Genomic DNA, 21,014 nt, shown 5'->3' on the forward strand with positions numbered 1-21,014 from the left:
TCAGTTGTTCCTTTCCATCAGCAAAGCCCAGCGTCCCGCCGCCTGACAGCCCCTCACTCAGATCCGCCCTTCAGGCTCATCTCTGGATTGGAAAGGACTCGAAGCCCCGACGTGGTCCGTGCACGCACCGCGAAGCGCCGCCACGCCTGCCGGAATCGCGCACACCGCCGCGCCGCCGGCGGCGTACACTGCAGGGCAGCCCCGGCAGGGGTGCCTGCCGGACTCTTTCAGACCTCTGAAGGAGGGCGCAGATGAAGCTCGGCTGGGTCATGCCGGCGGTCCTGCTCGTATGCGGCTGCGCGTCCGCGCCGGCACCGCTGACGATCGACCCGCTGTTCGCCGACGAGCGCTTTGCCCCGGGCATCGCCGTGGCGGACGCCGACGAGCTGTTCGCGCTCGACGATGCGATGCGCAGTTTCGTGCGCCGGCAGATTCAGCCGCGTGCGCGCTGGATCGGACCGCGCCTGGCGCTGCACGAGGCACTGCGCGACAGCCTCACCCTCGACTACGACACCGCGATGACGCGCACCGCGCGGCAGGCCTTCGCGGCGCGCGCCGGCAACTGCCTGTCGCTGGTGATCCTCGCCGGCGCGCTCGCCCGCGAGCTGGACATCCCCGTGACCTACCGCAGCGTGCGCGGCTACGACACCTGGAGCCGCGACGGCGGCCTGGTCTTGCTCAGCGGCCACGTCAATCTCGTGCTCGGCCGGCACGACGCCGACGGCATTTTCGCATCGACGGTGATGGACCGCCCCCTGGTCATCGACTTCGTCGAGAACGCGCGCGACACCGACCGGCGCGCCCGCGAGATCTCCGAAGCGATGATCGTGGCGATGTACCTCAACAACCGCGCCGCAGAGCTGCTGCTCGCCGGCGACCTGCACGGCGCCTACTGGCACGCACGGGCGGCGGTGGGTACGCAACGCGATTTCGTCAGCGCGCTCAATACGCTCGCCGTCGTATATCTGCGTCACGGCGATCTGCCCGAGGCGCGCCAGGTGCTGGACCGCGCACTGCAGCGCGAACCCGGCAACGCGCAGGTACTGACCAACCTGGTGCGCGTACTCACCGTCCAGGGCGAGACGGACGAAGCGCGGCTCGTGCAGCAGCGACTCAGCGAGATCTCCAAGTATCCACCGTTCCATTTCCTGGATCGCGGCAATGCCGCGCTCGCCGCGGGTGACATCGACGCGGCGATGGCGCAGTTCCGCAAGGAGCTGCAGCGCATCCCGTACGACCCGGAGCTGCATTTCGCCATCGCCGTGGCCAGCTTCCGCCGCGGCGATGTCGAAGAGGCGCGCGCGCACCTCCGCCTGGCGATGCACAACAGCACGACACGCAGCCGCCACGACCTGTACGCGGCGAAACTGGATCGGCTCAAGGACCTGCCGTAGCGCGGCGCTGGATACAATGCGCCATGCAGACGCTCTACACCGCGGCCGATCCGGTCGAAGCGGAGATCCTGCGCGGCTATCTGGCCGCCCATGGCATCGAGGCTCGGGTGCTGGGCGCGTCGCTGTGGGGCGCGCGCGGCGAGCTGCCGGTCAACGACTATCCGCGGCTGGTCCTTTGCGATGGCCGTGACGATGCGCGTGCGCGCAACCTGCTTCAGCAGTACGAGCGCCGCCGTCATGCGCAGGCGCTGTGGCGCTGCGCCTGCGGCGAGGAGTCCCCGGTCACCTTCGAGACCTGCTGGGCCTGCGGCGTCGAGCGGGTCCGATGATCCGGATCGCGCTGTATCAGCCGGAGATTCCGCCCAACACCGGCAACCTCATCCGCCTGTGTGCCAATACCGGAGCGCAGCTGCACCTGATCCATCCGCTCGGTTTCCAGCTCACCGACAAGGCGCTGCGCCGCGCCGGGCTCGACTATCACGATCTGGCCGGCGTCACCGAACACCGCAGTTACGCGGCATTCTGCGACGCCCTGCCCGACGCGCGCCGTTACGCGTTCAGCACCCGGGGCGTGACACGCTACGACCAGGTCCGCTATCGCGACGGCGACGTGCTCCTGTTCGGCCCGGAAACGCGCGGCCTGCCGCGGGACGTGCTCGAAGCGCTGCCGCCGCAGCAGAGCGTGTTCCTGCCGATGCGGGCGGCCAGTCGCAGCCTCAACCTGTCGAATGCGGTCGCCGTGGCGGTTTACGAGGCCTGGCGGCAGCTCGGCTTCCCGGCCTGATCAGCCGGCTTCCGCTTTGGCCGGGCGCGTGGCCAGCGCGCGTACCGCCTCGACTGGACTCATGCGGCCATCGAGTACGGCCGACACGGCCTCGGTGATCGGCATCTCGATGCCGTGGCGCCGCGCCAGGCGCAGCACCTCCGGCGCCGCCTTGACGCCCTCGACGACCTGGCGGATCTCGTGGCTGGCATCGGCCACCGACTTGCCCTGTGCCAGCAGCAGACCGAGGCGGCGGTTGCGCGACTGGTTGTCGGTACAGGTCAGCACCAGATCGCCCATGCCGGCCAGCCCCATCAAGGTCTCGGCGCGCGCACCGAGCGGCTCGGCCAGGCGCATGATCTCGGCCATGCCGCGCGTGATCAACGCCGCGCGGGTGTTGGCGCCCAGCTGCAGGCCGTCGGCGATGCCCACGGCGATCGCCATGACGTTCTTGGCCGCACCGCCGATCTCGACACCGGGTAAGTCCTGGGTCCAGTACGCGCGAAAGCCGCCGCCGTGCAGGCGCATCGCGATCTTCTCGGCGAAGTCGCGGTCCGGCGAGGCGATGGTGACCGCGGTCGGCAGGCCGATGCCCAGCTCCTTGGCGAAGGTCGGCCCGGACAGCACCGCCATCGGGACCGCCGTGCCGAAGCGATCGGCGATCACCTCGTGCACGAGCCGCCCGCTGCCCGGCTCCAGGCCCTTGCAGGCGGCGACCAGCCCCTGTCCCGGCCGCAGCAGCGGCGCCAGCGCATCCAGCGTCTGGCGCAGTGCGTGCGAGGGCGTGGCGATCAGCAGATCCTCGGACTCGGCGACGGTGCGGCTCAGATCGGCGGTCGCCTCCAGCAGCAGCGGGAAGGCGCAACCGGGCAGGTACTGCGCGTTCTCGCGCGCTGCCTGCATCGCGGCGATGCGCTCGCCGTCACGTCCCCACAGCAGCGCGGATGCGCCGCGACGGGCGAGATGGATCGCCAGCGCAGTGCCGAACGATCCGGCACCGATCACACTGACCGGATGCAGGCCCGACCGCGGTTGCAGGGAGGTCTGCGGGTCGGTCATGGCGGGCCTGACCTGCAGGCTTCAGTGCGTCGCCGGGGCGGCCGCGGCTTGCGGGTTCTGCGCGCGCGCGCGGTTCAGGTGCTCCAGGTAGAGCGCCTCGAAGTTGATCGGCTGCAGCAGCAGCTGCGGAAAGCCGGCGCGCTGCACCAGGTCGGCAATCGCCTCGCGCGCGAACGGGAACAGCTGGCCCGGGCAGTACGCGCCGAGTACCGCCTGGCGCTCTTCATTGTTGGGAAATCCGCGCAGCACGAACACACCGGCCTGATGCACTTCCGCGAGGAAGGCGACGTCCTCGCCGAGCTTGGCGGTGGCGGTCACCGCGAGCACGACGTGAAAGTTGTCGCCGTCGAGCGGCTTGATGTCGGCGTTGACCTGCACGTCCAGCTGCGGTTGCCAGGGACGCGTGAAGATCTGCGGCGCCAGCGGCACTTCCAGCGAGGCGTCCTGGACATAGAATTTCTGCAGCAGCACCTGGCGCTGCACCGCTCCCGGCGCGGCGCCGGCGTTCGAATTGGGCTTGTCGCTCATCGTCATGTCAGTCGTTGAGAAGTGGATCGAGCCGCCCCGCACGGTCGAGGGCGTGAAGGTCGTCGAAGCCGCCGACGTGGGTTTCGCCGACGAAGATCTGCGGCACGGTGCGCCGCCCGGTGATGCGGACCATCTCGTCGCGCCGCTCGGGCGCGTCATCGACACGGATCTCCTCGACCTGCACACCCTTGGCGGACAGCAGGCGCTTGGCCATCACGCAGAACGGGCAGTAATGCGTGCTGTACATGCGCACCGCTTTCATTTTGCGGTCACCGGCAGGCTGGCACCGAGCCAGGCGTTGAGGCCGCCGCGCAACGGATAGACCTCGGCGAAGCCGAGCTTGCGCAGGCGTTCGGCGGCGCTGACCGAAGTCGGTCCCAGCGCGCAATACACCAGCACCGGCTTGGACTTGTCCTTGCCCGCCGCACCGAGGCTCTCGTCGAGCTTCGTCAGCGGCGCATTGTGCGCGTTGAGCAGATGGCCCTTCTTGAAATCGGCCGGCGTACGCACGTCGAGGATGATCGGATCGCGGTCGTTGATCAGCCGCACCGCCTCCGCCACCGACAGGCGCTTGCCGCCGGTGAAGGCGCCGTGCACCTCGTTGGCGACGATGAGGAGCAGAACGACGCCGAGTGCGGCGAACAGACCGGGGTGGTTGCCAAGGAATTCGACGAACTGGGACATCAGGAAAGTCGCTGCGGAGTGCGGACCGGACACGTTACGATTATCGCATGAACCGTCTCGCCGCCGCCCTGACGCTGGCCGCACTCCTCGTCGCCGCGCCGGCACCGGCGGCCGACGACGGCGCGCTGCGCAGCCGCCAGGAGTCGCTGGCGGAGGTGCGCTCGCGGATCGAAACCTTGTCGCAATCGATCGAGGCCAGCCAGGCCGAGCGCGACGCGCTGGCACGCGACCTGCAGGCGACCGAACGCCGCATCGCCGCGATCGGCGCCGAGATCCGCTCGTTGCAGAAGCAGGCGGGCGAGCAGCGCAGCCGCATCCAGGACAGCGAGAAGGAAATCGCGGCATCGAACAAGGCCATCGCCCAGCGCAGCGAGAACCTGCGCCGTCAGATCCGGGCGGCCTATGTGATCGGCCGCCAGGCCCAGACCCAGCTCCTGCTCAACCAGAACGACGTGCGCAAGGTCGGCCGCGTGATGGTCTACTACGACTACCTGCAACGCGCGCACACCGCGGCCATCTCCGGCATCCGCAACCGCGTCAGCGAACTCGAAGGGCTGTCCGCGCGCATGCAGTCGGAGATGACGCGCCTGGCCGACCTGAAGAACAAGCAGGAGGTCGCGCTGGCGCAACTGCGCGACTCGACGGCTGAACGCAAGCGCGTGCTGGCGCAGCTGCGCGAGCGCATCGCCGATGCCCAGGGCGAGCTGCAGCGCCTGCGCGCCGACGAGCGTTCGCTGACCGAGCTGATCACCCGCCTGCAGGACACCCTGGCGGACGTGCCGCAGGAAGCCGGCTACAGCGACAAGCCGTTCGTGACCCTGCGCGGCCGGCTGCCGTGGCCGCTCCGCGGCAAGCTGCTCGCCGAGTACGGCGAGGACAAGGCCGGCGGCAAGCTGAGCTGGAAGGGACACTGGATCGCGGCGCAGGAGGGGACGCCGGTCAAGGCGGTGGCGCGCGGCCGGGTGGCCTATGTCGGCTGGATGCACCGCTATGGCCTGATCGTGCTGCTCGAACACGAGGGCGGCTATTACAGCCTCTACGGCCACGCTCAGTCGGCGGCCGTGGCGGTCGGCGACGCGATCCGCGCCGGCCAGGTCATCGCCCGTGCCGGCAACACCGGCGGTCACGAGGAATCGGGTGTCTATTTCGAACTGCGCAAGGGCACCGAACCGATCGATCCGCGCAAGTGGCTGGCGCGCTGACACAGCCGCGAGCCGCCGCGATAGACTGGCGCCCGGCGCCGCCGTCCGTCGCCCGCCGCGAGCGGCCCGTCCGCGCGCCGGAACCGGTTGCTTTGCGCGCAGTCTCACAGTTGTTATCGTCGGCCCCAGGCCGCTTCACCTCCAACCCCTGACCTCATGTCCCTCCCGCACCGCGTACCGCTGGCCCTGCTGGCCGGCATCCTGATCGGCACCTCGGTCAGCCTGACTTCCGGCGTGCTCGCCGACAAATCGAAGACCGCCGAAACCGTGCCGGTCAAGGATCTGCAGACCTTCGTCGAGATCCTCAACCGCGTGAAGACCGACTACGTCGAGCCGGTGGACGACAAGACGCTGCTGGAGAACGCCGTGCGCGGCATGCTCACCGGCCTCGACCCGCATTCCGCCTACCTGGACAAGGACGAGTTCAAGGACATGAACATCGCCACGTCCGGCAAGTTCGGTGGCCTGGGCATCGAGGTGCAGATGCAGGACGGCTTCGTGCGCGTGGTCGCGCCGATCGACGACACCCCCGCCGCCAAGGCCGGCATCCAGCCCGGCGACCTGATCGTCAAGATCGACGAGACGCCGGTGAAGGGGCTGACGCTCAGCGACGCCGTCACGCGCATGCGCGGCGATCCGGGCACCAAGGTCACGCTGACGCTGGTGCGCGAAGGCGAGCCCGCGCCGAAGGTGCTGGAACTCAAGCGCGACGTGATCAAGGTCGCCAGCGTGCGCGGCCGCATGCTCGAGCCCGGGCTGGCCTATCTGCGCATTTCCAGCTTCACGACCGACACCGGCGCCAACCTGGACAAGGAGATCGCGCGCCTCAAGAAGGACGCCGGCGGCTCGCTCAAGGGTCTGATCCTGGATCTGCGCAACAATCCCGGCGGCGTGCTCGACGCCGCAGTGAAGGTCAGCGACAGCTTCCTCGACAAGGGCACGATCGTCAGCATCCGCGGCCGCAACGGCGACGGCGGCCGCAGTTTCGACGCCGGCGCCGGCGATCTGCTCGACGGCAACCCGCTGGTGGTGATGATCAATGCCGGCTCGGCGTCGGCCTCGGAGATCGTCGCCGGCGCGCTGCAGGATCACCGCCGCGGCGTGCTGGTCGGATCGCGCAGCTTCGGCAAGGGCTCGGTGCAGACCATCCTGCCGCTGTCCAACGAGGGCGCGATCAAGATCACGACGGCGCGCTACTACACCCCGTCGGGCCGTTCGATCCAGGCCGAGGGCATCGAGCCCGACATCGCGATCCGCCCGCTGCGCGTGCAGAAGGCCGAGGACGGCGCCGACAAGACCTTCGATCCGATCTCCGAAGCCGACCTCGCCAAGAGCCTGGCCAACGAGAACGGCGATCCGGCGCACAAGGACGAGGTCGCCAAGAAGCGCGCCGCCGCCGAGGCGCAGGCGAAGCAGGCACGCGAACTGGCCGAGAGCGACTACGCGCTGTACGAGTCGCTGAACCTGCTCAAGGGTCTGGTGATCGCCAGGGCCCGATGACATGCGCTGCCGGCAGCTGTGGGGGACACTGCTGGCGCTGACGATCGGAGGAGCCACCACCCCGGCGGCGGCGGTTCCGCTGATCAGCATCGTCATCGACGATCTGGGTGACAGTTGGGCCGAGGGTCAGGCGGCCATCGCGCTGCCCGGCGCCGTCGCCTGTGCCTTCCTGCCCGAATCGCCGCACACGCGCCGGCTGGCCGAGCTGGCACACGCGGCGCGCAAGGAAATCCTCGTGCACCTGCCGCTGGAGCCGGTCGCCGGCAGGGCGCACCCCCTGGCCCTGTCCGCGCAGCTGGCGACGCCGCAGCGCAGCGACTGGCTCGGGGAAATGCTCGCCGCCGTGCCTTACGCCACCGGCGTCAACAACCACCAGGGCAGTCTCGCCACCAGCAACCGCGGCGCGATGCACTGGCTGATGCGCGAGCTGTCCTTGCGCAGCACCGCGTTCTTCATCGACAGCATGACGTCGACGGACAGCGTCGCCTATCCGCTGGCGCGCGCCTACGGCATCCCGGCGACACGCCGGCGCGTGTTCCTCGATCACCAGCGCGGCGAAGCCGAAACACACGCGCAGTTCCAGCGCCTGGTCCGCATCGCCAAGGAGACCGGCGGCGCGCTGGCGATCGGCCATCCGTATCCCGAGACGCTCAAGGCGCTCGCGCAGCTCCTGCCGCAGCTCGATGGGCTGGGCGTCGCCCTGGTCGAGCCGTCGGTCCTGATCCGCCGTGTCGAGCGCCAGCCGCCGCCGCTGCCGATGCCACTGCGGATGGCGACGACACTGTCGCCGGCGCCGGAGCCGGCGCTCAGCGCGGGCGCAATGCCCTGAACGCCAGCGCCCCGGCCGCGGCAGCCAGCAGCAGGCTGACGACCGACACGCCGCCCACTGTCCAGCCCGTGCCCGCCGCATGCACCAGCGCCGCGCTGACCGCCAATGCGGCGGCCGCCGTCATGCGCAGCTGGCGCCGGTGCGCGGCGTCCAGCTCGGCGCGCAGCGCCTCGAACTCCTTGCGCGACACGCCGCCCAGACCCTCGCCGCGCGCGAGCTGACGCAGCGCCTGCTGCGCCAGATCCGGCAGCGTCTCGGCGAGCGACGGCAGGTTCGTGCGCATGCGCTCCAGCGTCGCCGCCGGCCCCAGGCGCCTGCGCATCCACTCCTCCATGATCGGCTTGGCGGTCTTCCACAGGTCGAGATCGGGATTGAGCTGGCGGCCCAGGCCCTCGATCTGCAGCAGCGTCTTCTGCAGCAGCACCAGCTGCGGCTGCACCTGGTAATTGAAGCGGCGCGCGATCTGGAACAGGCGCAGCAGGAAGAAGCCGAACGAGATCTCCTTGAGCGGGCGCTGGAAGATCGGCTCGCAGACCGTGCGAATCGCCGCCTCGAATTCCTCGACGCGCGTGTCCGAAGGGATCCACTCGCTCTCGACATGCAGCTCGGCGACGCGCCGGTAGTCGCGGTTGAAGAAGGCGTAGAAGTTCTCGGCGAGGTAGCGCTGGTCCGACGGCGTCAACTGGCCGACGATGCCGAAATCCACCGCGAGATAGCTCGGCCGCTTCGGGTCCGTGGCATCGACGAAGATGTTGCCCGGATGCATGTCGGCGTGGAAGAAGTTGTCGCGGAAGGTCTGCTTGAAGAAGATCTCGACGCCGCGCTCGGACAGCACGCCGAAGTCCACGCCCAGCTCACGCAGACGGTCCAGTTCGCGGATCGAGATGCCGCGGATGCGTTCCATGACCAGCACGCGCGTGCGCGTGTAGTCCCAGTACACCAGCGGGTGGTAGATCAGGTCCGACCCGAGCCAGTTGCGGCGCAGCTGCGCGCAGTTGGCACCTTCGCGCATCAGGTCCAGTTCGTCGCGCAGCACTTTCTCGTACTCGGCGACCACCTCGCGCGGACGCAGGCGCCGCGCCGTCGCCGAATAGCGGTGCGCGAGCAGCGCGAGCGTGTGCAGCAGCTCGATATCGGCCTCGATCGCCGCCTCCACGCCGGGACGCAGGATCTTGACGACGACCTCCAGACCGGCGCCGCCATCCGCACCCGGGTGCAGGCGCGCGGCGTGCACCTGCGCGACCGAGGCGGAGGCCAGCGGCACCGGATCGAATTCGGCGAACAGCGCTTCGATCGGCTTGCCCAGCTCCTGCTCGACGACCGCGCGCGCCTGCTCGCTCGGAAACGGCGGCACGCGGTCCTGCAGCTTGGCCAGCTCCTCGGCGATGTCCGGCGGCACGATGTCGGGTCGCGTGGACAGCGCCTGACCGAACTTGATGAACACCGGCCCCAGCTCCTCCAGCGCCAGGCGCAGACGCTCGCCGCGCGGTCGCGGGTCGCGCGCGCGATGCCCGGGCCGGAGAAACTCGCGCAGCTCGTAGCGCGCGGCGACGGCGCGGATCTGCAGCACGCGGCGCAGCCGCGAAAAGCTGAGCATGCCGCTCATGGCAGGCGCGCCTCGGCACGGCGCAGGCGCATCTCGAAGCGCGCGACGTCGTCGCGCAGGCGTTCGACGCCGGCGAGCCACTCCTCGACGTCCGCGGCGCGTGCGAGGTCGCGCGTCTCTTCGCGCAGGTACTCGGCGGTGTCCAGCCCCAGCGTGTCGATGCTGCGCCGGGCCCAGGCCAGCACGTGGCGCAGCCCGCCGGCCAGGCGGTGGCCGGCGGCGTCGCCGAACAGGCGCGCGGCGAGCTCCTCCGGATCGAAGCCGACGCCGGCCAGCACGCGGTTGAAGCGGTGCAGCAGTTCGACGTCGCCCTCCACCTGCAGGCCCTGCGGGATGCCGCCGTCGCCCTGCGCCGCCGTCCACGCCAGCCGCAGCAGCGTCGCGGCAGACCCCGCTACGCGGACATCGGCCGCGCGCGGGCTGTCCGGCGCGACGCGCACACCGCCGGCGTGGAAGTCGATGAAGAACGAGCCGTCCGGCGAGAACGTGCGCAGTTCGATGGAGCGCCCGCTCATCTGCGCGCAGGCCTGCAGCGCCCCCGCTTCCAGACCCAGATAGCGGTTGAGCGCGATCTCGAGCGCCGCGCACAGCAATGGCGGCGTGTTGCGGACTCCATCCCTGGAGTCCGCGCCTTCGGCGCCAGCCTGGCGGCCGTCCAAATTCGTTCCCGACGAACTTGTCATTCCAGCCGGAACCCGCGGTGCACCGCGACGATCCCACCGGTCAGGTTATAGACCTGCACGCGGGCAAGACCGGCCGCCTCCATCATGCCCTTGAGCGTCGCCTGGTCCGGATGCATGCGGATCGACTCGGCGAGGTAGCGGTAGGAATCCTCGTCTTGCGCAACCAGACGGCCCATCAGTGGCAGCACCTTGAACGAGTACTGGTCGTAGATGCGCGACAGCGGCTCGTAGAGCGGCTTGGAAAACTCCAGCACCAGCAGCCGTCCACCGGGTCTGAGACAGCGCGTCATCGAGCGCAGCGCGGCGTCCTTGTCGGTGACGTTGCGCAGACCGAAGCCGATCGTGATGCAATCGAAGCTGGCATCCTCGAAGGGCAGCTTCTCGGCATTGGCCTGCACGACGGGCACGCCGACCACGCCGCGGTCGAGCAGGCGGCGCCGGCCTTCGCCGAGCATCGCCGCGTTGATGTCGGAGAGGATCGCCAGGCCCTGCGGACCGACCGCGCGCGCGAACTCGCGCGTCAGATCGCCCGTGCCGCCGGCGACGTCGAGCACGCGCTCGCCGGCGCGCACGCCTGCCAGGTCGATGACGAAGCGCTTCCACAGCCGGTGGATGCCCATCGACATCAGGTCGTTCATCAGGTCATAGCGGCGCGCGACCGAGGTGAACACACCGGCGACGCGCTTCTGCTTGTCGCCGACCGGCACCTGCTCGTAGCCGAAGTGCGTATAGCCGGATTTGTCGTCTGAGGCCATGACCGTGCCTGCTCGTGGGGCGGTCATTGTAGCGGGCGCGACCCGCAGCCGGACCGGGCGACCCTCACCCGCTCAGGCCGGCGGCGTCCAGGTCTTGACCAGTGCCGAGAGCTTGACGACCTCGCTGTCGCGCGACATGCCGTGTTCGGCCAGCCGCTCGAGGTATCGTGCCCACAGCCGCGCCTGACCGGCACCCAGTTCGCGCAGCACGTCCCAGGAGTAGATGCCGGTGTCGTGGCCGTCGTCGAACACCAGCTTCACCGCGTAACGGCCGACCGGATCGATGCGCACGACGTTCACGTCGCGCTTGCCGCCGATCAGCATCGGCTCCGGCAGCCCGTGACCGCGCAGCTCGGCGCTCGGCGAGAACACGCGCAGATACTCACAGGGCAGCTCGAAACGCGTGCCGTCGGCCCACGCGACCTCCAGCATGCGCGCCTTGCGGTGCAGCCGGATCGTCGTCGGCGCGGCGCTGTTCACGATTTCCGCGTCACAGGATGTAGCGTGACAGATCGTCGTCGCCGGCGAGCGCGGCCAGGCGCTCGTTGACGTAGGACGCATCGATCACCAGCTTGGCGCCCGCCTGGTCCGGCGCGTCGAAGGCGATCTGCTCCATCAGCTTTTCCATGACCGTGTGCAGGCGCCGCGCACCGATGTTCTCGGTGCGCTCGTTGACCTGCCAGGCGATCTCGGCGATGCGCCGCAGACCATCCGCCGTGTAGTCGATCTCGACCTTCTCGGTGCCCATCAGCGCGCGGTACTGCTCGGTCAGCGAGTAGTCGGGCTCGGACAGGATGCGCAGGAAATCCTCGGACTTGAGCGGGTCGAGCTCGACGCGGATCGGCAGGCGGCCCTGCAGCTCCGGGATCAGGTCGGACGGCTTGGCCAGGTGGAAGGCCCCGGAGGCGATGAACAGCACGTGATCGGTCTTCACCGGTCCGTACTTGGTGGACACGGTGCAACCCTCGACCAGCGGCAGCAGGTCGCGCTGCACGCCTTCGCGCGAGACATCGGCGCCGCTGTATTCGCCGCGCTTGCACACCTTGTCGAGCTCGTCGATGAAGACGATGCCGTTTTCCTCGGCGTTGCGCACCGCCTCGGCCTTGATCGCCTCCTCGTCCACGAGCTTGGCGGCTTCCTCGTCCACCAGCTGCTGGAACGCCTCGCGGATCTTCATCTTGCGCGTCTTGCTGCGTGCCTGGCCGAGATTGGCGAACATCGACTGCAGCTGCTGGGTCATCTCCTCCATGCCCGGCGGCCCGAGCAGCTCGACGCGCGCGGACGGTGCCGACAGCTTCAGTTCGATCTCCTTGTCGTCGAGCTTGCCCTCGCGCAGCTGCTTGCGGAACACCTGGCGCGCGGCGCTGTTTTCCTGCTGGCGCTGCGGGCTGGGCTCGCCGAAATCCTTGGGCGGCGGCAGCAGCACGTCGAGGATGCGCTCCTCGGCGGCCAGTTCGGCGCGGTCGCGCACACCCTGCATTGCACGCTCGCGCGTCATCTTCACCGCCGCATCGACGAGATCGCGCACGATCGTATCGACATCCTTGCCGACGTAACCGACCTCGGTGAACTTGGTCGCCTCGACCTTGACGAAGGGCGCGTTGGCCAGCCGCGCCAGGCGCCGCGCGATCTCGGTCTTGCCGACGCCGGTCGGACCGATCATCAGGATGTTCTTCGGGTGGATCTCGGCGCGCAGCGCACCATCGAGCTGCGCGCGCCGCCAGCGGTTGCGCAGCGCGATCGCCACCGCGCGCTTGGCCGCCTGCTGACCGACGATGTAGCGGTCCAGCTCGGCGACGATTTCACGCGGCGTCATCGTGTGGGGAGTGTGGTTCACTTCGTTCACGATCCGATCGTCTCGATGGTCAGATGGTGATTGGTGTAGATGCAGATGTCGGCGGCGATGTGCAGCGCCTTCTCGACGATCGTCCGCGCCGGCAGGTCGGTGTTCTCGACCAGCGCGCGCGCCGCGGCGTTGGCATACGCGCCGCCCGAGCCGATGGCGAGCACGCCGTGTTCCTCCGGCTCCATGACGTCGCCGTTGCCGCTGACCATCAGGGAATGCTCGCGGTCGGCGACGATCAGCAACGCCTCCAGCCGGCGCAGGTACCGGTCGGTGCGCCAGTCCTTGGCCATCTCCACTGCGGCGCGCACCAGCTGGCCGCCGTGCTTTTCGAGCTTGCCCTCGAAACGCTCGAACAGCGTGAACGCATCGGCGGTGCCGCCGGCGAAGCCGGCGATCACCTGGTCGCCGTACAGGCGCCGCACCTTGCGGGCGTTGCCCTTGATGCGTGTCTTGTCCAGAGAGACCTGGCCATCACCCCCCAGCGCCACCTGCCCTGCGCGCCGCACGCACAGGATCGTGGTGCCGTCGAACTGCTGCATGTCGGGAATTCCTTGGAATCGGAACTCCCATCGTGGGGGCGTGACGCCGCCCTTTCAAGGCGCTGGCACGGCCCCAGGCGCACAACGCGCCTGCGGCTGCGCCGCGCAGTCGCAGACCGGCGTCTCGGTGGGCGCGCACTGGATCGCGGCGATGACGCCGTCGCCGCAGTCCTGCGTGCAGGCGTTGGCCGCGGCGGCGATGTCGGCCTGCAGCTCCTGCGCCACCACCCCCGGGTTCGGCGTCTCGACCGGCACCGCGGTCGGAGCGGCGTCCCTGCCGCTGCAGGCACCCAGCAGCAGCGCGAGCGCCGTCCCCGTGGCCAGAATCACCCTGTGTTTCATCCCCAGACTCCCCGATCTCCAGAACCGTGTGCGGCGGCGCGGCCGCGGATCATACGCACAAAGTCGCGCCTGACAACCTACTCCGGTTTGCGCCGCGCCCGCGGATGTGCGCCGTCATACACCGCGGCGAGGCGCTTCCAGTCGAGCTGGGTATAGATCTGCGTCGTCGCCAGATGCGCATGGCCGAGCATTTCCTGCACGGCGCGCAGATCGCCGCTGGATTCGAGCAGATGCGTGGCGAACGAATGCCGCAGCCGGTGCGGGTGCAGTTCCGCCCCCAGCTGCGCCTGCCGCGCCCAGCGCTTCAGGCCGGCGGCGATCGCGGTGCGCGAAAGACGCCGGCCGCGCGTGGACACGAACAGCGCCGGCTCGTCGGCAGCGGCGTGGTCGGCGCGCTGCGCCAGCCAGTCCGCCAGGGCCCGGCGCGCCGGTCCGCCCAGCATGACGATGCGCTGCTTGCGCCCCTTGCCGGTCACGGTGAACTCGGCGCGATCGCCGGCAACGTCGGCGACATCGAGTCCGTGCAGCTCGGCCAGGCGCAGGCCGGTGGAGTAGAACAGCTCGACGATGGCGCGGTCACGGCTCGCCAGCTCTCCGTCTGGTGCCCGGTCCAGTGCGGTGGTCAGCGCCTCGACGCCGAGGACCGCCGGCAGCCGGCGCTGCCGCTTGGGCGCGCGCACGGTCTGCGCCGGGTTGGCCGTCAGACGCCCGTCGAGAACCTGCTGGCGGAAGAACGCGCGCAGCGTGGACAGATGCCGCTGCAGGCTCGACGGTTGCAGCCCTGCCCGATGCCGGGCGGCGACATAGCCGCGCACGAGGTGCAGGTCGATCTGTTCCAGCCGCGTCACGCCGGCGCGCGCGCAGTGCCCGGCGAACGACTCCAGATCGCGGTGCGCGGCAGCGCAGCTGTGCGGTGAGTAGCGCTTGTGGTGACGCAGCCGCTCGACGTATTGGACGATCAGAGGCTGCAGGACATCCGGCGTGCCGGCCGCGTCCGGATGCTCAGATCCGCGCACGGATCGATGCGGCCACGAGATCCGCCGCCAGTTCCAGGAACAGCTTGCCCTGGCGCGGCTGGAAGCGCTGGGCGTCGGCGCTGCCCAGCGCCAGCATTCCCAGGCTCTTCTCCTTTTCGAGCGGCACCACCGCCGCCGACAGGATCGGCTTCGCCGCCTTGGGGAACAGCAGCAGTGCGCGGTCCGCGGCGATCGGCCCGCACTCGATCAGGCGCGTGCGGAAAAAATTCTCATAGGCGCGCGCCAGGCGCCCATCCGCCTCGATCGGATGGATGCCCTCGATGTCGTGGCGCTTGAAATGAGCGGCCGCGATGCCGACGAACACCTCGTCGATGCCGAAGTCCTCCCGCATGCTTTTCAGCAGACCCGCGGCGACCGCGGCCAGCGAGGGCGCGCGGATCAGCGTGCGCGCCAGCCGCTGCGTGTTCAGGACACGCGCCTCGTTGTCGCGTGCCGCATCCATCAGCCGCTTCAGACGATCCTCCAGCCGCTGGTTCTTCGCGCGCAGCATGTCCACCTGCCGCTCGATCAGCGACACGGCCGAGCCGGACTTGTGGCGCAGCTCGATCGCCTCGAGCAGATCGGGGTGGCGGCTGAGGAAATCCGGGTGCGCCTTGAGATAGGCCACCAGCTCGCGCTCGCTGAGCCTGGATTCGGCGCCGCCGTCCGTCGCCACGTTCAATTCGGCCATTCGATCTCCCCCGTGAATACCGCCTCGGCCGGTCCGGTCATCAGCACCGGCTGACCCTCCCCCTGCCACTCGATGCGCAGCGTACCACCGCGCAGCTCCATATCCACCACCGCATCGAGCAGACCCCACAAGCGTCCGACCACGGCGGCGGCGCAGGCACCGCTGCCGCAGGCCAGGGTCTCGCCGACGCCGCGCTCGTACACGCGCAGCCGCGCGCGTGCCGGCGACAGCACCTGCAGGAAGCCGACATTGACGCTCTGCGGAAACGCCGGATGCGCCTGCAAGGCCTTGCCGATCTGCTCGACCGGCGCATCGTCCACGGCATCGACCCGCAGCACCGCATGCGGATTGCCCATGCTGACCGCGCCGATCTCGACCGCATCGCCGTTGGCGAGCGTCAAGGTGTAGCGCGGCGCGCGCGCCGCCGCGGCGAACGGAATCTGCGCCGGCTCCAGGCGCGGCAGGCCCATATCGACGCGGAACAGACCGCCATCGACACACGCCAGCTCCAGCACCGAAGTCGAGGTGCGCACGCGGATACGGTCCTTGGCCGACAAGCCGGCCTCGCGCACGTAGCGCGCCAGCGCGCGCGAGCCGTTGCCGCACTGGCCGGACTCGGAGCCGTCGGCGTTGAAGATGCGATAGTCGAAATCGACGTCCGGCGTCGATGGCGGCTCGATCACCAGCACCTGGTCGCAGCCGACGCCGAAGCGGCGGTCGGTCAGCCTGCGCAGCAGCTGCGGCGTCGGCGCAAACGGTCGGCGCGTGGCGTCGATGACGACGAAGTCGTTGCCCGCACCGTGCATCTTGGTGAAACGCAGTTTCATGGATGGATTCTACAATCGCGCACCCGATTCCCGCAGGTAACGCCATGACCACGACCCGCACGATCACCCGCACCGGCGGCTGCCATTGCGGCCGTGTCCGCTTCGAGGTGCAGGCGCCGGCAACGCTGCGTGTGCAACGCTGCAACTGCTCGATCTGCCGCATGACCGGCTTCGAGCATCTGATCGTGCCGGCGGCCGACTTCCGCCTGCTGTCCGGTGCCGGCGACCTCACCGAGTACACGTTCAACACTGGGGTCGCCAAACACCTGTTCTGCCGCCACTGCGGCATCAAGTCGTTCTACGTGCCGCGCTCGAACCCGGACGGCTACTCGGTGAACCTGCGCTGCCTCGATCCGGCGACGGTCGGCGCCGTCGAGTACGAGGACTTCGACGGGCAGAACTGGGAACGGCACGGCCACACCCTGGCCGGGCTGTCGAAACGAGGCTGAACTGCCGCCGAGCGGGACGGGCGGCGCAGCCCCTATACTGCGCGCGGATTGGCATTGGGGGATCAGCGTGAAGGTGCTCGGCGCGGATATCGGCTTTGGCTACACCAAGGCCACGGACGGCAAGCAGTTCCAGGTGTTCAAGTCGGTGGTCGGCGAAGCCACCGAGCCGCAATTCGGCGAGAGCCTGCTCCCCGGTGTGCCCCAGTTCCCGCGCCAGATCACCATCGGCACCCAGTCTTACTTCGTCGGCGAACTCGCGGAGCAGCAGTCGCGCGGACGCGGCTTCACGCTCGACCAGAGCCAGTTCCTGACCCAGTACGCCAAGACGCTGGCGCTGGCGGCGCTCGCGCCGTTCGTCGCCAGCGGCGATCCGGTACGCCTCGTCACCGGGCTGCCGATCAGCTTCTTCCGCAAGTACAAGGATGCGCTGGCGACACTGCTGCAGAACCGCCACACCATCACCGTGGTCAAGCCGGGCACGACCGAACGCGAGGAGAAGGTCATCAACATCGAGAAGGTGCGCGTGATCCCGCAGCCCTTCGGCTCGATGTTCAACCTGATGCTCAACGACATCGGCAAGCCGGCGAGCCAGCGCTTCATCACCGAGAAGATCGGCATCATCGACATCGGCTTCCGCACCGCCGACTACACGATCAGCGACAAGACCCGCTATTCCGAACGCGGCTCGCAGTCCTCGGACTCCGGCATCGCCATCGCCTACACGGCGATCGCCAACCTGCTGCAGGAGAAAAGCGGCGTCAACATCGAGCTGTACCGGCTCTACGACGGCGTGTCCAAGGGCACGATCAAGATCAAGGGCAAGCGCTACGACCTCACCGGCATCGTCCAGCAGGCGTTCCAGCAGCTGGCCACACGCATCGCCCAGGAAGTGAACCGGCTGTGGGCCGACGACTGGGACATCGACGCCATCGTCATCACCGGCGGCGGCGGCGCGTCACTCGCCCCCTACCTGGCCTCGCTGCTCGAAGGCGATGTGCTGCCGATGCCCGCCGACCAGGACGCGCGGCTCAACAACGTCTACGGCTACTGGAAATACGGCCAGAACCTGTGGGGGGCTTAGGCCACAAGCCACGCGAAGTCCAGTGGACTTCGCGTGCGGCCCAAGCCGGGCGGCCAGGGAAGGCCGCCCAGGGGGTTGGAAAACTCACGACGGTCGCGCCCAGGACGGCAACCCGGGCCGTCGCTCGTGAGATAACAGCAGGCGTTCACGCCGCCTTTCTCGTGCCCGTCTTCTTCCTGCCCCCCGCCTTCGCCGGCACCAGTCCCAGCACCTGCTCCAGCTCGTCGAGCGCCTCGCCGGTATAGACCGCCAGGCGCTGCATGGACGGCAGCGCGTCGCGGCAGCCGGTGAAGCCGATGTTGAACTGGCCGTCGTAGCTGACCGAGGTGATGTTCAGCGCCTGGCCGTGCGAGAGCAGCGACACCGGGTAGATCTGCTCCATGCGCGCGCCGTTGAAGTACAGCGAATTCTTCGGGCCCGGCACGTTGGAGATGGTGACGTTGAACATCGGCCGCAGGCGGCCGCCCAGGCCGGCGAGCAGCTGCAGGATGAACGGCGCCATGAAGATCATCGTGTAACTGTCGATCCCGGCCTTGGGCAACGCCTGCAGGTGCTCCTTGGCCATCGCGGTGGAATGGTGGATCGCGCGCAGGCGTTCCAGCGGATCGGCCACCGTGGTGTTCAGGTTGGCGATGATGAAGCTGATCGCGTTGCCGGCGTTCTGATCGTCGGCCGGGCGCACCGACACCGGCACGCCCGCGGTCAGCGAACGATCCGGCAGCGCGTTGATCTCGAGCAGGTAACGGCGCAGCGCGGTCGCGCAGATGCCGAGGAAGATGTCGTTGACGGTGACCTCGGCGGCCGCCGCGATCTTCCTGACGCGTTCCAGGTCGTAGTGCTGCGTGGCGAAGCGGCGCTGCGCCGACACCTTGGCATTGAGCACCGAGCGCGGGCCGTCGAATGGCAGGGCTTCCTGATAATCCGTGCGCCGCACCGACTCGCGCACGACGCGGCCCAGCGCCCTGGCGACGGCCGGTGCGATCTGCGCCTGCTGCCGGGCCGTCTCCGCCAGCTTGCGCAGCTGCGCGTCGAAGCCGCGCGGCCCGCTCGTGCGCTCCCGGCGTGCCCCCGATCCGACCGCCCACGGCGGCGGCAGGTTTTCCTCCGCGGGATCGGGCGAGAGCATGCGCTGCAGCATGCGCATGCCGCCGACGCCATCGACCAGCGAGTGGTGCATCTTCATGTACAGCGCGAAACGATCGTTTTCGAGCCCCTCGATGACGTGCACCTCCCACAGCGGGCGGTTGAAGTCCATCGGATGCGAATGCAGGCGCGAGATCAGGACGCCCAGTTCGCGCTCGCCGCCGGGTGCCGGCAGCGCGGAGTGGCGCAGGTGGTAGTCGAGGTCGATGCGCGGCGCCTCGACCCAGGCCGGCATCACCGCCTTCAGGCGCGGCGCGGCGAGCTTGAGGTTGAACGGCGGGGCGAAACGCTCCACCGAACGCAGATGCGCGAACAGCTCGCGCAGGAAACTATCCGGCGCATCGGGCGGCAGCGAGAAGATCGCCAGGCAGCCGACCTGCATCGGCGTGTCTGCGGTATCGACGTACAGCCACGCGGCGTCCAGTGGCTTCAGGGTCTTGGCGCGCATCCTGCTCTCCTCCTTGGAATTCTGTGTCCGCCGCCGGCGATGGCGCGGTTGGCGCCGAACCGACCAGCGGGGCTGTTGCCGATTGTAGCGCCGGCCTATACTCGACCTCTCGTTCAATTAACGGGTCGGGGATGACCATGCCGGCCCGCTGCGGATCCGGAGAGCGCGATGAGCACAGTCGTTTCCTATCTTCCTGGCGTGACGCCAACACCCAGTGGCGTCGAGGCCGAGATCCAGCGCGTGTTCGAGCGCCAGCGCGAAACGGCGATCCGTCTGCGCACCTCGACCGCGCAGGAGCGCATCGCCAAGATCAAGCGCCTGCACGACGCGGTGATGGCGCATCGCACGGCGATCCACGAAGCCGCGTACAAGGACTTCAAGAAACCGCCGGCGGAAGTCGATCTGGCCGAGGTGCTGCCGGTGATCAGCGAAGCCAAGCACGCGATGCGCGCGCTCAAGGGCTGGATGAAACCCAAGGGCGTCTGGCCGACCAGCCTGACCGTGGGCCTGAAGTCGTGGATCCAGTACGAACCCAAGGGCCGCTGCCTGATCATTTCGCCGTGGAATTACAACGTCAACCTGTGCTTCAGCCCGCTGGTGTCGTGCATCGCGGCGGGCAATACCGCGATCCTCAAGCCCTCGGAGATGACGCCGCATCTGTCGGCGCTGATGGCGAAGATCGTCAAGGACATCTTCCCTGAGGACGAAGTCGCGCTGTTCGAAGGCGACGTCGCCGTCTCGACGGCGCTGCTGGATCTGCCCTTCGATCACATCTTCTTCACCGGCTCGCCGGCGGTCGGCAAGGTGGTGATGGCGGCGGCGGCCAAGCACCTGACCTCGGTGACGCTGGAACTGGGCGGCAAGTCGCCGACGATCATCGACGAGACCGCGGACCTCAAGCTCGCGGCGCGCACGCTGATGTGGGGCAAGTACACCAACAACGGCCAGACCTGCATCGCACCGGACTATGTGTACGCCCACGCCTCGATCAAGGACGCGTTCATCAAGGAATGCGTCGCCGTGATCGAGGAGAACTACGGCCGCAGCGCCAAGGAGCAGATGGGCTCGCCCTATCTAGCGCGCGTCGTCAACGAGCGCCACACCAAGCGCATCAACGGACTGCTGACCGATGCCAGGGCGCGCGGTGCGCGCATCCTCTGCGGCGGCGAGGCGGTGGAGTCGGAGTGTTTCATCCAGCCGACGCTGCTCGACAACATCCCGGCGGACGCCAAGATCCAGTCCGAGGAAATCTTCGGCCCGCTGCTGCCGATCATCGCCTACACCGATCTCGACCGCGTGATCGACGAGATCAACGCCCAGCCCAAGCCGCTCGCGCTCTACATCTGGAGCAAGACGGAAGGCAACATCGAGAAGGTGCTCAAGCGGACCAGCGCCGGCGGCACCTGCATCAACCACTGCGTGGTGCAGTACGCGCACGGCAACCTGCCCTTCGGCGGCGTCAACAACTCCGGAATCGGCAGCGCGCACGGCATCTTCGGCTTCAAGGCGTTCTCGCACGAACGCGCCGTGGTGCGCACGCGCTTCATGATGGCGCGGGTCCTGTTCCCGCCGTACACGGACTTCAAGGCGAAGATGCTGAACATCATGCTCAAGACGCAATGAGCGTCC

24 protein-coding genes are annotated in these 21,014 nt (G+C 68.8%); 9 read left to right on the plus strand and 15 right to left on the minus strand.

What is annotated here, in order from left to right; translation table 11 throughout:
• Positions 1-251: 251 nt before the first annotated feature.
• The 3 genes from AAG565_RS05555 to AAG565_RS05565 are packed head-to-tail and all read left to right on the plus strand — an operon-like array spanning position 252 to position 2,178.
• The gene (locus tag AAG565_RS05555; protein ID WP_348818565.1) at positions 252-1,394 is read left to right on the plus strand and encodes a tetratricopeptide repeat protein; all 1,143 of its coding nucleotides are present in this window, start codon (positions 252-254) and stop codon (positions 1,392-1,394) included.
• A 23-nt stretch (positions 1,395-1,417) separates the two neighbouring features.
• The gene (locus tag AAG565_RS05560) at positions 1,418-1,723 is read left to right on the plus strand and encodes a DUF2007 domain-containing protein (RefSeq protein ID WP_348818566.1); all 306 of its coding nucleotides are present in this window, start codon (positions 1,418-1,420) and stop codon (positions 1,721-1,723) included.
• A complete protein-coding gene (locus tag AAG565_RS05565; RefSeq protein ID WP_348818567.1) occupies positions 1,720-2,178 on the plus strand; it encodes a tRNA (cytidine(34)-2'-O)-methyltransferase in 459 nt (152 codons plus the stop codon). The genes AAG565_RS05560 and AAG565_RS05565 overlap by 4 nt, the downstream gene beginning before the upstream one ends.
• Here AAG565_RS05565 and AAG565_RS05570 read toward each other — a convergent pair whose 3' ends face one another.
• Genes AAG565_RS05570 through AAG565_RS05585 form a run of 4 tightly spaced genes read right to left on the minus strand, consistent with a single transcriptional unit; the run spans position 2,179 to position 4,428 of the window.
• On the minus strand, positions 2,179-3,216 hold the full coding sequence (locus tag AAG565_RS05570; RefSeq protein ID WP_348818568.1) for an NAD(P)H-dependent glycerol-3-phosphate dehydrogenase: 1,038 nt from the start codon (positions 3,214-3,216) through the stop codon (positions 2,179-2,181).
• Positions 3,217-3,237: 21 nt separating this feature from the next.
• A complete protein-coding gene (gene secB, locus AAG565_RS05575; protein WP_348818569.1) occupies positions 3,238-3,744 on the minus strand; it encodes a protein-export chaperone SecB in 507 nt (168 codons plus the stop codon).
• 7 nt (positions 3,745-3,751) lie between these two features.
• On the minus strand, positions 3,752-4,006 hold the full coding sequence (gene grxC, locus AAG565_RS05580) for a glutaredoxin 3 (protein WP_348818570.1): 255 nt from the start codon (positions 4,004-4,006) through the stop codon (positions 3,752-3,754).
• Positions 4,003-4,428: a rhodanese-like domain-containing protein gene (locus AAG565_RS05585; RefSeq protein WP_348818571.1), complete on the minus strand. Its 426-nt coding sequence runs from the start codon at positions 4,426-4,428 to the stop codon at positions 4,003-4,005. Before AAG565_RS05585 ends, grxC begins: the two co-directional genes overlap by 4 nt.
• A 47-nt stretch (positions 4,429-4,475) precedes the next feature.
• Here AAG565_RS05585 and AAG565_RS05590 point away from each other — a divergent pair, with 47 nt between their 5' ends.
• The 3 genes from AAG565_RS05590 to AAG565_RS05600 all read left to right on the plus strand — a co-directional run bounded on the left by AAG565_RS05590 (position 4,476) and on the right by AAG565_RS05600 (position 7,959).
• Entirely contained in the window at positions 4,476-5,630 is a 1,155-nt protein-coding gene (locus AAG565_RS05590; protein WP_348818572.1) for a peptidoglycan DD-metalloendopeptidase family protein, read from the plus strand.
• 156 nt (positions 5,631-5,786) lie between these two features.
• Positions 5,787-7,130 carry a S41 family peptidase gene (locus AAG565_RS05595; protein ID WP_348818573.1) on the plus strand — a complete coding sequence of 448 codons (1,344 nt, stop codon included), beginning with the start codon at positions 5,787-5,789 and terminating at the stop codon, positions 7,128-7,130.
• Between the two features lies 1 nt (position 7,131).
• Positions 7,132-7,959 (plus strand): divergent polysaccharide deacetylase family protein, encoded by an 828-nt coding sequence (locus tag AAG565_RS05600; protein WP_348818574.1) that lies wholly within the window; start codon positions 7,132-7,134, stop codon positions 7,957-7,959.
• Here the strand turns inward: AAG565_RS05600 and ubiB are convergent.
• The 10 genes from ubiB to dapF all read right to left on the minus strand — a co-directional run bounded on the left by ubiB (position 7,937) and on the right by dapF (position 16,264).
• The gene (gene ubiB, locus AAG565_RS05605; RefSeq protein ID WP_348818692.1) at positions 7,937-9,556 is read right to left on the minus strand and encodes a ubiquinone biosynthesis regulatory protein kinase UbiB; all 1,620 of its coding nucleotides are present in this window, start codon (positions 9,554-9,556) and stop codon (positions 7,937-7,939) included. The two genes, AAG565_RS05600 and ubiB, sit on opposite strands and share 23 nt — an antisense overlap.
• 5 nt (positions 9,557-9,561) lie before the next feature.
• Positions 9,562-10,224, minus strand: coding sequence for an SCP2 sterol-binding domain-containing protein (locus tag AAG565_RS05610; protein ID WP_348818575.1), 663 nt, complete (start codon positions 10,222-10,224; stop codon positions 9,562-9,564).
• A 20-nt stretch (positions 10,225-10,244) separates the two neighbouring features.
• Positions 10,245-11,003, minus strand: a complete 759-nt coding sequence (gene ubiE / locus AAG565_RS05615) for a bifunctional demethylmenaquinone methyltransferase/2-methoxy-6-polyprenyl-1,4-benzoquinol methylase UbiE (RefSeq protein ID WP_348818576.1) — start codon at positions 11,001-11,003, stop codon at positions 10,245-10,247.
• Positions 11,004-11,075: 72 nt separating this feature from the next.
• On the minus strand, positions 11,076-11,486 hold the full coding sequence (locus tag AAG565_RS05620) for a DUF971 domain-containing protein (protein ID WP_348818693.1): 411 nt from the start codon (positions 11,484-11,486) through the stop codon (positions 11,076-11,078).
• Between the two features lie 7 nt (positions 11,487-11,493).
• Positions 11,494-12,819, minus strand: coding sequence for an ATP-dependent protease ATPase subunit HslU (gene hslU, locus AAG565_RS05625; protein ID WP_348818577.1), 1,326 nt, complete (start codon positions 12,817-12,819; stop codon positions 11,494-11,496).
• A 26-nt stretch (positions 12,820-12,845) separates the two neighbouring features.
• On the minus strand, positions 12,846-13,388 hold the full coding sequence (hslV, locus tag AAG565_RS05630; protein WP_348818578.1) for an ATP-dependent protease subunit HslV: 543 nt from the start codon (positions 13,386-13,388) through the stop codon (positions 12,846-12,848).
• A 54-nt stretch (positions 13,389-13,442) separates the two neighbouring features.
• Positions 13,443-13,730 carry a hypothetical protein gene (locus AAG565_RS05635; protein WP_348818579.1) on the minus strand — a complete coding sequence of 96 codons (288 nt, stop codon included), beginning with the start codon at positions 13,728-13,730 and terminating at the stop codon, positions 13,443-13,445.
• A gap of 77 nt (positions 13,731-13,807) precedes the next feature.
• Positions 13,808-14,746, minus strand: a complete 939-nt coding sequence (locus tag AAG565_RS05640) for a tyrosine recombinase XerC (RefSeq protein WP_348818580.1) — start codon at positions 14,744-14,746, stop codon at positions 13,808-13,810.
• Entirely contained in the window at positions 14,733-15,437 is a 705-nt protein-coding gene (locus AAG565_RS05645; protein ID WP_348818581.1) for a DUF484 family protein, read from the minus strand. Before AAG565_RS05645 ends, AAG565_RS05640 begins: the two co-directional genes overlap by 14 nt.
• Positions 15,425-16,264, minus strand: coding sequence for a diaminopimelate epimerase (gene dapF / locus AAG565_RS05650; protein ID WP_348818582.1), 840 nt, complete (start codon positions 16,262-16,264; stop codon positions 15,425-15,427). The genes AAG565_RS05645 and dapF overlap by 13 nt, the downstream gene beginning before the upstream one ends.
• Before the next feature lie 44 nt (positions 16,265-16,308).
• On the opposite strand from dapF, the gene AAG565_RS05655 reads away from it, so the two are divergent.
• Complete coding sequence (locus AAG565_RS05655) at positions 16,309-16,713, plus strand: GFA family protein (protein ID WP_348818583.1); 405 nt, start codon at positions 16,309-16,311, stop codon at positions 16,711-16,713.
• 67 nt (positions 16,714-16,780) lie between these two features.
• Entirely contained in the window at positions 16,781-17,794 is a 1,014-nt protein-coding gene (locus AAG565_RS05660) for a ParM/StbA family protein (protein ID WP_348818584.1), read from the plus strand.
• Positions 17,795-17,939: 145 nt separating this feature from the next.
• On the opposite strand, the gene AAG565_RS05665 is transcribed toward AAG565_RS05660, so the two are convergent.
• A complete protein-coding gene (locus tag AAG565_RS05665) occupies positions 17,940-19,385 on the minus strand; it encodes a wax ester/triacylglycerol synthase family O-acyltransferase (protein WP_348818585.1) in 1,446 nt (481 codons plus the stop codon).
• Positions 19,386-19,553: 168 nt separating this feature from the next.
• On the opposite strand from AAG565_RS05665, the gene AAG565_RS05670 reads away from it, so the two are divergent.
• On the plus strand, positions 19,554-21,008 hold the full coding sequence (locus AAG565_RS05670; RefSeq protein WP_348818586.1) for an aldehyde dehydrogenase family protein: 1,455 nt from the start codon (positions 19,554-19,556) through the stop codon (positions 21,006-21,008).
• Positions 21,009-21,014 lie beyond the last annotated feature (6 nt).

This window comes from Fontimonas sp. SYSU GA230001 (assembly GCF_040066175.1).
Taxonomy (GTDB): Bacteria; Pseudomonadota; Gammaproteobacteria; order Nevskiales; family Nevskiaceae; genus Solimonas.

Excerpts from the sequence above, each read along its gene's own strand:
- AAG565_RS05555 (WP_348818565.1), top strand. The coding sequence starts at position 252 with ATGAAGCTCGGCTGGGTCATGCCGGCGGTCCTGCTCGTATGCGGCTGC.
- AAG565_RS05560 (WP_348818566.1), top strand. The coding sequence starts at position 1,418 with ATGCAGACGCTCTACACCGCGGCCGATCCGGTCGAAGCGGAGATCCTG.
- AAG565_RS05565 (WP_348818567.1), top strand. The coding sequence starts at position 1,720 with ATGATCCGGATCGCGCTGTATCAGCCGGAGATTCCGCCCAACACCGGC.
- AAG565_RS05570 (WP_348818568.1), bottom strand. The coding sequence starts at position 3,216 with ATGACCGACCCGCAGACCTCCCTGCAACCGCGGTCGGGCCTGCATCCG.
- secB (WP_348818569.1), bottom strand. The coding sequence starts at position 3,744 with ATGAGCGACAAGCCCAATTCGAACGCCGGCGCCGCGCCGGGAGCGGTG.
- grxC (WP_348818570.1), bottom strand. The coding sequence starts at position 4,006 with ATGAAAGCGGTGCGCATGTACAGCACGCATTACTGCCCGTTCTGCGTG.
- AAG565_RS05585 (WP_348818571.1), bottom strand. The coding sequence starts at position 4,428 with ATGTCCCAGTTCGTCGAATTCCTTGGCAACCACCCCGGTCTGTTCGCC.
- AAG565_RS05590 (WP_348818572.1), top strand. The coding sequence starts at position 4,476 with ATGAACCGTCTCGCCGCCGCCCTGACGCTGGCCGCACTCCTCGTCGCC.
- AAG565_RS05595 (WP_348818573.1), top strand. The coding sequence starts at position 5,787 with ATGTCCCTCCCGCACCGCGTACCGCTGGCCCTGCTGGCCGGCATCCTG.
- AAG565_RS05600 (WP_348818574.1), top strand. The coding sequence starts at position 7,132 with ATGCGCTGCCGGCAGCTGTGGGGGACACTGCTGGCGCTGACGATCGGA.
- ubiB (WP_348818692.1), bottom strand. The coding sequence starts at position 9,556 with ATGCTCAGCTTTTCGCGGCTGCGCCGCGTGCTGCAGATCCGCGCCGTC.
- ubiE (WP_348818576.1), bottom strand. The coding sequence starts at position 11,003 with ATGGCCTCAGACGACAAATCCGGCTATACGCACTTCGGCTACGAGCAG.
- hslU (WP_348818577.1), bottom strand. The coding sequence starts at position 12,819 with ATGACGCCGCGTGAAATCGTCGCCGAGCTGGACCGCTACATCGTCGGT.
- hslV (WP_348818578.1), bottom strand. The coding sequence starts at position 13,388 with ATGCAGCAGTTCGACGGCACCACGATCCTGTGCGTGCGGCGCGCAGGG.
- AAG565_RS05635 (WP_348818579.1), bottom strand. The coding sequence starts at position 13,730 with ATGAAACACAGGGTGATTCTGGCCACGGGGACGGCGCTCGCGCTGCTG.
- AAG565_RS05645 (WP_348818581.1), bottom strand. The coding sequence starts at position 15,437 with ATGGCCGAATTGAACGTGGCGACGGACGGCGGCGCCGAATCCAGGCTC.
- dapF (WP_348818582.1), bottom strand. The coding sequence starts at position 16,264 with ATGAAACTGCGTTTCACCAAGATGCACGGTGCGGGCAACGACTTCGTC.
- AAG565_RS05655 (WP_348818583.1), top strand. The coding sequence starts at position 16,309 with ATGACCACGACCCGCACGATCACCCGCACCGGCGGCTGCCATTGCGGC.
- AAG565_RS05665 (WP_348818585.1), bottom strand. The coding sequence starts at position 19,385 with ATGCGCGCCAAGACCCTGAAGCCACTGGACGCCGCGTGGCTGTACGTC.
- AAG565_RS05670 (WP_348818586.1), top strand. The coding sequence starts at position 19,554 with ATGAGCACAGTCGTTTCCTATCTTCCTGGCGTGACGCCAACACCCAGT.